Source organism: Pedobacter terrae (genome assembly GCF_900100705.1).
GTDB classification, from domain to species: domain Bacteria; phylum Bacteroidota; class Bacteroidia; order Sphingobacteriales; family Sphingobacteriaceae; genus Pedobacter; species Pedobacter terrae.
This window is the reverse complement of record NZ_FNCH01000001.1, coordinates 620711-634608: the sequence shown is the minus strand read 5'-3', so window position 1 is coordinate 634608 and position 13898 is coordinate 620711. Positions and strand designations below refer to the sequence as shown.

Annotated in this window: 14 protein-coding genes; 8 read left to right on the top strand and 6 right to left on the bottom strand. The window is 38.2% G+C overall.

The genetic code is table 11. The features are described 5' to 3' along the window. Positions 1-12 precede the first annotated feature (12 nt). Complete coding sequence (locus BLR60_RS02760; protein WP_090496513.1) at positions 13-396, bottom strand: winged helix-turn-helix transcriptional regulator; 384 nt, start codon at positions 394-396, stop codon at positions 13-15. 96 nt (positions 397-492) lie between these two features. Here BLR60_RS02760 and BLR60_RS02755 point away from each other — a divergent pair, with 96 nt between their 5' ends. Continuing rightward, entirely contained in the window at positions 493-1470 is a 978-nt protein-coding gene (locus BLR60_RS02755; RefSeq protein WP_090496512.1) for an NmrA/HSCARG family protein, read from the top strand. 59 nt (positions 1471-1529) lie between these two features. On the opposite strand, the gene BLR60_RS02750 is transcribed toward BLR60_RS02755, so the two are convergent. From BLR60_RS02750 to BLR60_RS02740, 3 genes are read right to left on the bottom strand one after another with little or no spacing between them, the layout of a single operon-like run. Beyond that, entirely contained in the window at positions 1530-2066 is a 537-nt protein-coding gene (locus tag BLR60_RS02750) for a hypothetical protein (RefSeq protein WP_090496511.1), read from the bottom strand. A 29-nt stretch (positions 2067-2095) separates the two neighbouring features. Then, positions 2096-2725, bottom strand: coding sequence for a response regulator transcription factor (locus BLR60_RS02745; protein ID WP_090496510.1), 630 nt, complete (start codon positions 2723-2725; stop codon positions 2096-2098). Then, complete coding sequence (locus BLR60_RS02740; protein ID WP_090496509.1) at positions 2718-4721, bottom strand: tetratricopeptide repeat-containing sensor histidine kinase; 2004 nt, start codon at positions 4719-4721, stop codon at positions 2718-2720. The genes BLR60_RS02745 and BLR60_RS02740 overlap by 8 nt, the downstream gene beginning before the upstream one ends. Positions 4722-4940: 219 nt before the next feature. On the opposite strand from BLR60_RS02740, the gene BLR60_RS02735 reads away from it, so the two are divergent. The 5 genes from BLR60_RS02735 to bla all read left to right on the top strand — a co-directional run bounded on the left by BLR60_RS02735 (position 4941) and on the right by bla (position 9166). Further along, positions 4941-5528 (top strand): hypothetical protein, encoded by a 588-nt coding sequence (locus BLR60_RS02735; RefSeq protein ID WP_090496508.1) that lies wholly within the window; start codon positions 4941-4943, stop codon positions 5526-5528. Positions 5529-5541: 13 nt separating this feature from the next. Continuing rightward, positions 5542-6171, top strand: coding sequence for a carboxypeptidase-like regulatory domain-containing protein (locus tag BLR60_RS02730; RefSeq protein WP_090496717.1), 630 nt, complete (start codon positions 5542-5544; stop codon positions 6169-6171). Positions 6172-6195: 24 nt separating this feature from the next. Continuing rightward, positions 6196-6987, top strand: a complete 792-nt coding sequence (locus BLR60_RS02725) for a hypothetical protein (protein WP_090496507.1) — start codon at positions 6196-6198, stop codon at positions 6985-6987. Positions 6988-7099: 112 nt separating this feature from the next. Beyond that, entirely contained in the window at positions 7100-8278 is a 1179-nt protein-coding gene (locus tag BLR60_RS02720) for a serine hydrolase domain-containing protein (RefSeq protein WP_090496506.1), read from the top strand. A gap of 24 nt (positions 8279-8302) precedes the next feature. Beyond that, the gene (bla, locus tag BLR60_RS02715; protein WP_090496505.1) at positions 8303-9166 is read left to right on the top strand and encodes a subclass B3 metallo-beta-lactamase; all 864 of its coding nucleotides are present in this window, start codon (positions 8303-8305) and stop codon (positions 9164-9166) included. A 242-nt stretch (positions 9167-9408) separates the two neighbouring features. Here bla and BLR60_RS02710 read toward each other — a convergent pair whose 3' ends face one another. Next, positions 9409-9912, bottom strand: a complete 504-nt coding sequence (locus BLR60_RS02710) for a dihydrofolate reductase family protein (RefSeq protein WP_167354668.1) — start codon at positions 9910-9912, stop codon at positions 9409-9411. A 240-nt stretch (positions 9913-10152) separates the two neighbouring features. Between BLR60_RS02710 and BLR60_RS25175 the strand changes: the two genes are divergently transcribed. Continuing rightward, positions 10153-10362 (top strand): winged helix-turn-helix transcriptional regulator, encoded by a 210-nt coding sequence (locus BLR60_RS25175; protein WP_262502242.1) that lies wholly within the window; start codon positions 10153-10155, stop codon positions 10360-10362. 638 nt (positions 10363-11000) lie between these two features. Then, complete coding sequence (locus BLR60_RS02700; RefSeq protein ID WP_090496715.1) at positions 11001-11831, top strand: IS982 family transposase; 831 nt, start codon at positions 11001-11003, stop codon at positions 11829-11831. Between the two features lie 945 nt (positions 11832-12776). Here BLR60_RS02700 and glf read toward each other — a convergent pair. Beyond that, positions 12777-13895, bottom strand: a complete 1119-nt coding sequence (gene glf / locus BLR60_RS02695; protein ID WP_090496503.1) for a UDP-galactopyranose mutase — start codon at positions 13893-13895, stop codon at positions 12777-12779. Positions 13896-13898: the final 3 nt, after the last annotated feature.

Genomic DNA, 13898 nt, shown 5'->3' with positions numbered 1-13898 from the left:
CAGGCGAGCGCATTAAACGCAATCAGATTTAATAAACTCTCCATATGCACTCACCACATGGTTGCCGCAGTTTGTAATGGCCTCCAAAACGGGAATAAAACCTTCTCCAAAATCGGTTAAACTATAAATCACCTTAATTGGCGGCTTTTTGCCGTACACTTTCCGGAGTACCAAACCATCTTTCTCCAACTGTTTTAATTGAAGACTTAGCGTCATCTCCGTAATGGATGGCATCTCCTTACGAAGCTCATTGTACCGTTTAGGTCCGCCTTTTAAATGATATAAAACTACGGCCTTCCATTTTCCACCAATCAAATCCATGGTCAGGCTTACCGTACAAGGGTATGTTTTGCCTTTTAGCCTCACATAATCACCTACACACTCTGTTTTTGTCATTGTTTCTTAGCCTATCTATTTTGATAGTTATTGCAAATGTATATTACTAAAAATACTTTTGCAACTATACTAATGATAGTATAAATAAATTAGAAAATGTCACATACATCAACAGAAAACAAAACTACTCTACAAGTTGAAAAACCGCTTATCGTCATCGTCGGAATTTTAGGCAAACAAGGTTATAGTGTTGCCCGTGCGCTACTCGCAAGCGGCGCTTACCGGATACGGGGTATAACCCGCCGGCTCGATGCCCCTGAAGCTATTAAGCTGGCAGAACAAGGCGTTGAGCTGATAAGTTTACCACTTAACCCCGGGTATAAAAAAGATTTTACACAAGCCTTCCGTGGTGCTGACAGCATTTTTCTAATGACGCCGAACATTGCCCCGCCAGCTAACTACGAGTTTGATTTGGGTAAAGAACTGGCAGACGCAGCCGTTGAGGCGGGCGTAAAGCAGATCATCTTCAGTAGTTTGGAGAATATAGATAAGTTAACCGGAGGAAAATTATTCGCACCGCATTTTACAGATAAAGCCAGAATAGAAGAATATATCCGCACATTGCCTGTTAAAAGTACATTTATCTACATGGCATTCTTTTTTACGAACCTGATGGAATTTTATACGCCTAAATTAAAAGGCGATACACTTATATTTCCAATTTATTTACCAAAAGACTTCGCAGCACCATTCGTAGATCCGCTTACTGCAACCGGACCTGCGGTTTTAGAGATTCTTTCAAATCCGGATCAATATGCTGGTAAATCCTTACCTGTAATTGGTGATATCATTTCACCACAGGAAATGGTGGATACCTTTACCAAAGTTACAGGTATAAAAGCAGCATACAGTTCGGCATATAAAAGGCATGAAATGCTCCAGCATTTTCCGGAATTTGCTTCCAATGAAATTTTAGTACGTGAAATTTTAGGCATGGCAGAATTTGCCGTGGAATACGGCTATTTCAGTAAAGACCAGGATCTGGAATGGAGCCGGCAGATCGATCCTGGCACCTTAAACTGGGAAGCCTTTTTACGCAAAACCAATTGGAAGGGCCAGAAACTGATATACTAAATAAAATCAAGTGAATTTTTATGAAAATGTGGGCGAAATATAGAAACCCCTTTCCAAAATCAATTAACGGCTGGACCGATGATCTCATTTGTGATCGATAAAAATTTAAGGAGGTTTTTCCTATCAAAAAGAAGGGTGATAAAACGATCGCCCTTCTTAAAAAAAAGTCTTATGCCTCCAGGATATTCAGCATCCTCATCAAGTTTTTCTTTCTTGATTTGGTACTTGCTAAATTTTAACATAATTTGTTGAGAAGTGGTCCTGTTCATCACTAAATTAAAAGGCAAGCCCTCTACTACAATAGGTCTATCATCTTTAATATTGAAAAACATTTCATCTATACTTTTATCTTCTTTAAGGCTACAATAAAGTTCAAGCCCCGATTTGGTTAGCCAGCTGGCATAGGGCTGCTCGTTAGCATCTTCATAAAATACCGTTTTTACCCCTAATATCGCTGAAATCTTCTTAGGCGTTTGAGGGAAAATGAACTCCTGTTTTTTGTTTAAAAGGGTTTTAAGTCCAGCATTTTGCTGTGCAAAAGAGAATAATGCTAAAAATTGAAACAGAAATGTTAATCTGTATGCGGATGTACTCATAGTGTTATAATAAATTATTAATCAATAATTTACAACAATTGTTGCTGGTGGGCAGCGGCTATTAATTCGGCCACATTTTTAACTTCAAATTTTTGTATCAGGTTTCTACGATGCGTATCTACAGTCAGCGGACTTAGAAATAGTTCCTGAGCAATATTCTGACTGGTTTTTCCCTCAGCCAGAAATGATAGAATCTGTTTTTCCCTTCTGGTGAGCTGTGGCGTATTGCGCAACTGGTTTTTGGTCGGTCGGCTAATAATTTCAACTACTTCCTTACTGTAACAGATATTTCCTGTTACAGCGGATGCAATACATTGCCTAAGCTCATCAAGTGAACTGTTTTTAAGCAGATAGCCACTGGCACCGTTTTGTATAGTCTGCATAATAATGCTTCGCTCGGTATGGTTACTCAGGATTAATATAGTGGTAGCAGAGAATTGCGCTTTGATGATCTGGCAAAGTTCCATACCACCGATATCGGGCAAGGTAACATCCAGCAGTATTAGATCTACAGGGTTACGCTCCAAATAAGAGAGCAGTTGTGTGCCATTTGAGAAGCCGCCTATAACCTCCAGGTTGTCTTCATTTTTAAGCAGTGTTTTCAGCCCTTCAATAACAATGGGATGGTCATCTACTATAACCGTACGCAGTTTATTCATTGATATTGGTTTTAAGTTCTATATCTATACTGGTTCCTTCGCCAGGAGCAGAGTGCACTTCAAATTTTCCCTGCAAAAAGGCGATACGGTTCTTCAGATTATCCAGCCCCATTCCTGTCTTATCAGCAAGTGTATCCATATCGAAGCCACGTCCGTTATCTTCAAAGGTAATAAAAATGGTATTTTCGTTTTGGCTGCACTGCAATATGAGGTTGTCTGCGTGGGCATGTTTAATCGCATTAGAGATGAGTTCCTGAACAATCCGGTAAATATTGAGCTGCACATTCATTGCAATATCTTTTTGAATGCCAAACATTTCTGAAGTGATGCGCAAACCATCACGCATATAAAATTCGCAGAGGTCTTTTAATGCGGTTTCAAGCCCAAACTTTAATAAGGTCTCAGGCACCATGTTGCGGGCAATACGTCGCAGTTCCGTAACTGAAGTATCGAGCTGACCGATAATTCGGTGAAGGTCTTTGTCCTCAGAGATAGTCGGTTGGGTATCTGTCCAGCCCGAAAGACCAATTTTAACGCCAGATAACATACCACCGAGGCCGTCGTGAAGATCCCTTGCCACGCGTTCTCTTTCCAGCTCTTCACCTTCAAGCATCGCTTTTGTGATCTTTAATTGCTGTTTTCTTTCCATTTCGCTAAGCTGTTGCTTATAATTAATCTCCTTTTGCTGTGCCAGCTTACGGCTGCTCCGGGCAGTAAGGAGAACAAAAACCAGTAAAAGAAGCAGAAAGAGGCATCCTAAACCCAGTATAAATCTATATAAACGTTCATTACGGGTATTAAGCTGTACCTGTTTATTCTCCGATTGAAGCGATTGTATTTTTTGCTGATTCTTTGCGTTATTGTATTTTGTTTCCAGCTCATTGATTTTTACTTTTGTCTGGTCGCTGTTGATACTGTCACTGGCCTGTCTGTATTGGCTGAGCCAGCGATATGCTTCTTTATAATCACCCAGCTTCTCACTTACTTTGGCCAGTTCCGAATAAATCTCCGCCCTGTCATTAATTTTGGCGGTCAAAGTTCCTTCCTTAACAATATCCAGTAATATCTGTCGGGCTTCGGCATATTTTTTCTGCTTCTGATAGATATCATATCTGCTGAAAAAAAATTGCTGGTAAATCTGTTTCTGGTTATACTTTTTAGCTAGCGGAATCCCCTTAGCTATACTTGCGAGTGCTTTATTGTATAATGTTTTAGTGGTATAGTACAGCGCCTCATTATAATAGTATATTGGATAGTTTAAAGAGGAGGGGTATGGCTTCAGCAGCCGTTGTGCTTTTTCCAGAAGTACCTGGGCTTTGTCGGCTTTGTTGTCATAACAATAGATGCTTACCCCTGAAAGATAGGAAAACAACAGATCGGTAGAACCAGGATTTTTGGTTTCCAGTAAGGCGATGGCTTTTTCATTATAGGCCGTTGCTTTTGAAAACTGGTAGTTGTTCATCAGAATAGTGGAAAGCTGCGTATAATAGTAAGCGATGCGTGCCGGATCGCCCGTTTTTTCTATAATAGGAATAGCTTTTTCCAGAGTTATTTTCGTCATAAAACCATAACCCATTTTGTCTACATTCATCAAAGCATAATTATACCATGATGCAGCCTGCTTGGCATAGGCAATTTTAGTGTTGAATGGAGAAAGTGCTTCTGCAGCTTTTTTGAAAGCATCGGATGCCTTTGCTTTGTTCCAGTTAAAATAATACTGCCCTTTAGAAAAAAGTGCCAGTGCATTTAAAAATTTATCGTTTTTAGCGGCAGCTGTACCTGCCTCCAGATAGGCTTTACTCTTTAAGGTATCTTTAAATTTCCAATATTCTACCAATAGAAAATTGGTGCTCGCTCTTGAACTATCTGTAATTTTCTTCTGCAGAATGTGCTGCAGACTGTCGAGATAATGCTGCTCATTAAGGGGAACCTGCTGTTGACCAACAGATTTAAATGAGATCAAAATCACTATCAGGAATAAAAAAAATCTGGTCATGCTCAAAAATTACGTTATTCACCTGTCGAAGATCAGGTTATCTTTCCGGTAGGGCAAATTTACCTGTAAATATCAGACATATTTCCTGCCCATCATCATTTCCTGCAGCTTTAATAAAAAATACCGAAAAACCAGTAGATGAAAAACGGTAAAAACTGGTATTTCTTTTGGCTGATACTTGCAATAGCTTTGACCTTATACTATTATGCGCGTAAAACTATGAAAATATTACCCCCGAAAGCTTTTTCACCCAAAGCTAACCTGATCCGAAAGCCCTTAAGCAGTTTTTGGGCAGCCCTGTGTATTATCATTATCACCATATGTCTTTCGGCATGCTCAAAGGAAGATGATGGCGGTGGCACACCCAGTGAAGATTATTATTTCCGTGCAAAGATTGGCGGAAAAGCCGTAAACTTCCACAGTGTGAATTTTCAGGGAGGTGGTGATGATAACCGGTTCGAACATATCGTTATTGGTGGTGATGAGACCTCTTATTCCGGATCAGGTCCTCTTCCGCCATCGCTGGATTTTGAGCTCTGGAGGCTTGGTGGCAATATTACTGCAGGAACGTATGCCACACCTGTTGAAAAAGATATGATTGCTCGTTATGCCATACAAAAGAGCGATGGTACGCTGGTCTACAATACTTCTTCTAGCAATGATGTATTTACCGTAAAAATTGAAGCGATCAGCAAAACGGGTATCAAAGGTGCCTTTTCCGGAACGGTGAGAAACAGTGCAGGAGAGGCCATTAACATTACCGATGGTACATTTAATCTTCCTTACGAAACAATTATTAATCCTTAATATCAATAATATCATGAAGCTTAAAAAATATGTCCTTACACTTTTCTATGTAGTATCAGCAACAGCTGTAGTTTCTGCACAGTATAAAGAACCAGAAAAAAAAGACAAGGTGGAAGTTTTCCGTCCTGAAATGGCGTTCGACTCCCTGCTGGCCAAAAAAATGCTGGCCAGGGGCACTGCTGTTATCAAAGGTGTAGCCTTTACCAGGCAGAAACATCCGCTGGGGTATGGCGTCCCGTTATCACCCCGTATACTTGCCAATAAAATAAAAATAGTGCTTTTTCCGGTTACACCTTATTTTGAAGAATGGTACCAGCTTAGAAAAGATAAAGAAAGCATTAGAAGGAAACGCTTTGTCTATCTCTCAGACCAGGCTTACAGATACAGGCTTGAAGCGATTACGAATAGTGATGGAGAATTTACCTTTCCAGATATGAAACCTGGTAAATATTTTTTGCAGGGTATGTTAGATTATACGCTGAGAGGTACCTATAATGCCTATACGGGTTCAGGCTATAACAATTATGGTGGACGAACCGATTACTATGAGAAAAAAGAATATTACAAAAATAAGGAGGACAGGATCGAGGCATTCGTGGAGGTAAAGGAAAATGGAGAGATGGTGAAGGTTAAGTTGCACTAAATTCACAAACCGTAAATCTACTATATGAAAACAGCTAAAATAAGTATAGGGATAACAATTATGCTTTTGTTGTTATCAGGGGTTGAAGTACATGCCCAGCTAGGTGGACTGTTTGAAAAAGCCAAAGAGAAAGCATCGAAAGCCATCGAAAAAAAAGTTGATAAAAATACTGTTTCTACAAAACCTAAAGCAATAATTAGCTCCGGAAACAGCAATATTGTTATTGGCGATTCTGCTATGCTTACAGAAGATTTTTCAGCATTTGAAACTGGTGCAACGGCCACCAGTTTCAAAACAAACGGTGTAGCCGGTATAGTAACCATTAATGGCCAAAAAGGCAAATGGATGGATATAAAGGATAAGGCTATTTACAAATTTTCCCGCCAGCTCAATTACCCTAAGCAGTTTACCTTATCGTTTGATATCATTGCAATAGCAGACCAGATCAAAGACATTGCGCCAATGTCGTTTGGTTTTGCAAGTGATAATAGTGTCCGCCAGCACGAAAGCAATATCGGTACTTATGTACAACTGCACTATTACGATACCGATCAGGTAAATATTGGCAGTAATAAACCCGAAAAGTTCGTAGGCACCACTTTTGACCTTGCACCATGGCTTGACCGTCCACTTCATGTTGTGCTATCGGTGAATGGAGAACAGATGGCCGTTTACCTCAACAATATCAAACTTGCCGATACTGTTTTGTTTAGTCCCGGAGCGGCTAAAAACTTTTATATATCGGCTCCGTGGCAATATGATAATGGTGCAAAGGTATTGGTGAGTAACTTTCAGGTTGCTGGTTTTAAGAAATAGTTAATGATGAGGTAAGCGTAAAGCCTGAACACGAAATGATGAAAATGCTAAATCAATTTATTTAAATAAACCAATCATAAAATTTTTAACTTAAATTTCGAAAATCAATTTTATGAACGATTATAAATACATCTTTCTTTTTTGTTCGATAACATTACTGCTTAATACAAATGTTTCCGCACAAAATCATGCTGGTAAAACGGACATTGATAGTGTGATTAGAAAAAAAATGTCTGAAAGTGGGATTGTGGGACTTGGTGCAGCCATTATTATCAATAAAAAAGTAGCTTGGAAAAAAGGATACGGATTTTCAGATCAGCGAACAGGAGCGGCTTTCACCACGTCGACTTTAATGAACATTGCATCCGTTTCTAAAACGGTAACCGGTGCCTGCCTGATGAGAGCAGTAGAACAAGGCAAACTCTCACTGGATGAGGATATCAATAACTATCTTCCTTTCAAAATTCGAAATCCTTATTTTCCGGAAGACAAAATAACCCTGCGAAACTTAGCTACGCATGCTTCGGGCCTTACTGATAGGTATCCGTTCTACACTGATAGCCTTTACTTTAATGGAAAAGATTCTCCTCAGGCATTGGGCGATTTTCTGCAGCAATATTTTATGCCTGGCGGACAGTACTATTCGAAAGAAAACTTTCTGGATCACAAACCCGGAACATTCCGTGAGTATTCCAATATTGGGGCTGCGCTGGCCGGTTATATTGTCGAAATCAGGACTGGTCAAAAACTGAATGATTACAGCAAAAAATACCTGTTCAATCCATTAAAAATGGAGGATACTGGATGGTTTTTATCAGAAGTTAATCTGAAAAAACATACCAAACTTTATGACAAAACGGATAATAAAATTCAGGAAATTCCTCTGTACGGCTGCACCACCTATCCAGACGGGGGCGTGCGCAGCTCGGTAGATGACCTCAGTCATTTCTTTATCTGCCTGTTAAGTGATGGAAGATATCAAAACAAACAGGTATTAAAAGCAGAAACCGTTAAAGAAATGCTCCGGTTCCAGTTTGATGAAACCCATAAACCTGAAAATGTGAAATCTAAAACATTAAATTCGGGTATTTTCTGGGCAACCAAAATGGGCGCTACCAGAATAGGGCATAATGGGTCTGACCCAGGGGTGAGGGTTTTTATGCTTTCAGATCTGAATAAAGGAGTTGCCGTGATCTTATTTATCAATACATCCTTGAGCGAAAAAGAAGAAAATAAGTTCTTCGAAATCTACGAAGATCTTTATCGCTATGGCGTTGAACTTAGAAAATAAGATTTAAATCTGATCAAAAGATATATGAAAAAAATCCTGTTACTGATCCTCATTTCTTTTGGCTACTGCGCTATGCAGGCACAAGAAGTGCATGAACCATCATCCAAAAATCACCCGGAGTGGTCAAAGCCTTTTCCGCCATTTCGCATTGTGGGTAACCTATATTACGTGGGCACGGCCGATCTGGCTTGTTATCTGCTCGTTACGTCGAAAGGAAATATCCTCATCAATACGGGATTGGCATCGTCAGAAAAGCTTATCGAAGAAAGTATTAAAAAGCTGGGATTTAAACTATCAGACACTAAAATCTTATTGACTACACAAGCGCATTTTGATCACCTGGGCGCCATGGCTGCCATCAAAAAAGCAACAGGTGCAAAATTTATGGTCGATTATGCAGATGCGCAAGTAGCAGCTGATGGTGGCCGTTCTGATTATGATCTGGATGGCAAGGTTGCTGTTTTCAAACCTGTAAAAGTTGACCGTATTTTGCATGATAAGGATATCATCAGGCTAGGAGGGATGGAATTAATCATGCTTCACCACCCCGGGCATACCAAAGGTTCATGCAGTTTTCTGCTCACCACTAACGACCAAAAGAGAAAGTACAGGGTGCTGATTGCCAATTTACCTACTATCGTAACGGATAAAAAATTTGCAGAAGTTACTGCCTATCCTCAAATTGCAAAAGATTACGCCTATACATTGCGGAGCATGAAAAACTTAAAGTTCGATCTCTGGGTGGCCTCACACGGCTCGCAGTTTGACCTCCTCAAAAAACACAAACCCGGGGATCCATATAATCCAGCTGTTTTTATGGATGTAAAAAACTTCTATGATTATTTGGATGAACTTCAGGTTGAGTATGATAAGAAGATTGGGAAGTGATAAAATATAGTCTGTTGAGGCTTTCATAATACCTACACCCGACAGGGCAATAGGAGTTAGCATGCCTGTGATAGTTTAAATGCCGATCAGTTAGCCGACGGATAAGATAATGGGATACCATAAAACTTTGACCCTCTATGGAAAGATTTTAATTTAACCGAGACGACAACACGTAAGTATAAGTAACGAAAAGAGATTGCCTTATTGATTGTGACAATGTCTGCTTATTATGTCGCAAGCGACTACTTAGTTAATTCAACTCTTAAAACATTGTCCGTAACCACTTCCCATTTCATGCCAGATAGCGGTGTAAATAGGTCATTTTTTGTTGCAATATCCCCTCCATCACCAATAAGGATCGGAATCAAAGTCAGATAAAGTAAGTCATAAAGACCCTCGTTTATAAATGAATTGTATACGCTAACTCCACCCAGCACAATTGCTTCTTGATGATTATTGGCTTTTAAAAAGTCCAGCGCCTCTTTTGGACTGCGTGCAACTTTGTAGTCAGATGATTCCGCTAATTTGTTTGACAGTACAACAACGTCCAATGCTGACAAGAAATCCTTTAAACCAAAGATCGTCGTAAATAATTTGTACGTTGTGCTGCCCAAAATGATATTACCTGCCGACTTTGCTTTATCCATAAAAAAATTAAAAACCTCCTGTGGTGCCTGATGCTTTTCATTATCGGCGACTAAAATTTTACCATTTGCAGAAATTGTGATTATTACCGTTGTTTTCATAAAAAATATATTTTTGTTGATATAAATTTCAGTCATATTATACATTAACACAAGTATGCACTTTTAAGTAACCTACAAACCAGAAGGATATTAATGCTGATTATCAGCGATAAAAAAATCAAAAAAATGGAAAATAAAAAATCTCCTAAGATCGAATGTCCTGTGGATTTCGCTTTTAAGCGAATAGGAGGGAAATATAAAGGACGAATTATCTGGTATATTGCAGAAAATTAAAACGTAATGCGGTATGGGCAATTACGAAAAATAATCAATGGTATTACCCCCAAAATGCTAACTCAGACTTTACGCGAACTAGAACACGATAAGCTTCTCACAAAGAAAGTATATCACGAAGTGCCTCCAAAAGTGGAATATTCACTAACCGGTACAGGGAAAAGTTTGATCCCTTTAATTGGGCAATTAAAAAAATGGGGTGAAAATCAAATGTGAAGCTAGTTAAGTTGAATACCAAAATCATCTAAACAAAGCTAATCTTCGAAGGTTAATCTGTATGCGGGTATTTGCTCTTACTCCTGGTTGGATAGAAACCTACTATATTTTAAGTATCACCATACTCGCAAATCTGCACCTTGCCCTGTGCGTCGTCGGCATTGAATTTATATTGCATAAGGCAGCAATTTCTTTTAATTAAGCATTTATTTTTGATTAGACTTTAACGGTAACACACAATCGCGTTGAATATAAGTAGTTTGTAACTGGTATTTTTCCATAGTTTGGAATTCTGCCACATAGATTATGAAAATTTTTGCATGTGTACTAAAAAAAGAAAAGCCTATAATCTTGTAAAATTATAGGCTTTAAATCGTTTAATGCAATGTAAAGAATTTATCTTTTGCATTTGGCGGAGAGCGAGGCTCCCGAACCCGGGGCTGAAATCCTGCTTTAATATGGTTTAATAGATATATTCGATGAGTGACTCACCGAATTGCTCACCTTGATTTTTTACTGCAAATGCTATTCTGTAAAGATAGAAATTTTAATTAATTAACTCAAGTTGCTAGTTAATATAAAAAAGTAAGCATCAAAACTAAGAACTTTGGTTTACCACAACTAAAGAACCAATGATGATGCTTACGAGTGATAAAATTATAGGAATATTTTGTTTTATAGATGGTTTGTTGAAAACAAGCCATCATTATGAAGATAGTCGCAGACAGGTTAGCGACAGTGAGATTATTACAACTGCGGTAGTCTCCTCATTATATTTTGGCAGGCATCAGGATAAAGCACGGCAGTTTATGAAAATGACAGGAATGGTACGTAGGATGCTTGATAAAAGCCGTTTTAACCGTCGCTTACATTCCCTTGCTGAACTAATATACAGTCTATTTATGCAGATTGGCTATTACTTAAAGTATATCAGCTGCGAAATGAATTATGTATTGGATTCTTTTCCGGTTGCTGTATGTGATAATATCCGCATCTTGAAAACCCGAATATTAAAGGGAAAGCAATGGCATGGTAAGCAAACCAGTATGAGAAGATATTTTTATGGTGTAAAAGTTCAGTTATTGATTACCAAAGATGGCATTCCGGTTGAATTTGGTTTTGTTCCAGGCAGTGAACATGATGCACAGGCATTAAGGAAACTGCCTCTTGAACTGCCTGCTGAAAGCAAGATATTTGCAGATTCGGCTTATACCAACTACGAAATTGAAGATCAATTAATGGAAACAGAACAGATAGCTTTAAAGGTACACCGCAAATCAAATGCAACAAGAAAAGACAGTGCAAGCGCTGCCTTTATTAAGGAATATATGCGTAAAAGGGTAGAAACAACGATTAGGGAGATTAAAGGTTTGTTCCTCAGAAAACTTCATGCTGTAACTTTCAAAGGATGGCTATTGAAGATAACACTGTTTATCTTCGCTTTTACTATAAATAAAATAATACCATAACTAACAACTTGAGTTAATTAAGCAATGCTTAACTGGTGATGTTAATAATACAACCTACTGCTACTGGTCATATAATCTGGTAATTTTATTTCGGAAGGAACCGAAGGGAGTCGAACCTTGGCTTAAAGTGTGTTGAAAATCAGTAATTTTTAGTTTTTATTGAGCGTTCAGGCACCAAAAACTCATCTCTATTTTTTTAATGCAAATTCTTTACTATAAAGATATGAAAATAGCCGGATCTGCACAAAATAAATATTAAATAAAGACTAAGTGAGCATCTATAAAAAGCTGGTTGGGTAGACTCTATATCAGAGATGAATTTAAAGTGATGAATGAAATTTTATGTTACTGGGATAATGCTAGGAAAGTCAACGCCCGGGTCATTACAAAGCCTTCGAACTTTTCTTCTGTAGCTCGATTGAGCTAACATCCAGTTCTTTTCGCCAGCTTGTGGTAAAATGCGGTGATTTAATTGACTAATATTAACAAAACTATTAAAAGTACTCTGATGAGATATAATTGTAAGATTTAGGAGAGTAATTCTGAGCACTTTCAAATTATTTTCTGTTTGCTGGTGAAACGATGTCAAACCATATTCACGAATTTTGTAAAATCCGATCTGAAAAGTGTACTTTGGAAAAGAGATCAGGTTAATGAACTATGTTCATTTCGGCAATTTTGAAAAACACGAAGATAAAGCGGTCCAGTAATGTAAAAATTCGTAGAGCTTGCATCGGCCAAGAAGACCAGTATTTCACTGGTTATGACTATTTGTTCGTTAAAACGGTAAATTTAACTAACAGATCATTCCAGTGGAAAGACCATTTTGGTTGACCCCAATAGGGTATGCATTTTTATTTAAACGGCTCTTTCAGTGGTAAACGGCAGAGGTATCAACATTTATTATCGCCGAAATACACAGACAGCTATTCTTAGAGATGCTGTTTATACATACGCCAGCTTAAGTTCATGTTTCATCTTAGTCAAAGCTGATCCTATAACCTGATGCATGTCATAGTATTTGTATTCAGCCAATCTTCCTCCGAAAATGACATTTGGAAAGTCTTTACTCACTTCCTTGTACTGATTAAAAATAGTCATATTCAAAGAGTCGTTTATCGGATAATATGGTTCTCTATCAGTAGAAGAGGAGATTGGATATTCCTTCGTAATCACTGTCGAGGGTTGGGAGCCAAATTCAAAATGCTTATGCTCGTAAATCCTTGTAAAAGGGATATTAGCATCAGTATAATTTACAACAGCATTTCCCTGAAAATTTTCAATTGGCAAAATCTTGTTTTCGAAACGCAAGCTCCGGTATTCCAAAACACCAAATTTATAATTGAAAAATTGATCGATTTTCCCAGTAAAAACTAATTTTTTTCCAAGGGATTCGAAATATGTCCGGTCAGAAAAATAGTCGCAGTTGAGTCGAAGATCGATTCCATTTAAAAATTTTTCCATTAAGGCATTGTAACCGCCTATTGGAATGCCTTGATAATGATCGTCAAAGTAATTATTGTTGTATGTAAAGCGAACGGGAATTCGTTTGATAATGGATGCAGGGAGCAAACTTGGTCTTTTACCCCACTGTTTTTCTGTATAACCTTTAATGAACATATTATAAATATCAGTTCCCACTAGTAATTGGGCTTGTTCTTCAAGATTTGTAGCTTTTGTGAAATTGAGATTTGCGATCTGGTCCGCAATCACAGCTTTGGCGTCCTGTGGAGATACAGTTCCCCATAGCTTATAGAAAGTGTTCATGTTAAATGGCAGATTGTAGAGCTCATTCTGATAATTAATAAGTGGAGAGTTTACAAAATTGTTGAATTTGACAAACTGGTTGACATAGCTCCATATTGATTCATCACTGGTGTGAAAAATATGCGCACCATATTTATGGACATTTATATTTTCAATCTTCTCGCAGAACAGATTTCCATAAGCATGTGATCTTTTTTCAATGACAAGACATTTTTTTCCCCTTTTTGTCATCTCATGAGCGAACACGGAACCGAATAAACCAGAACCAATAATCACATAATCATATAACTTTTCCATGGA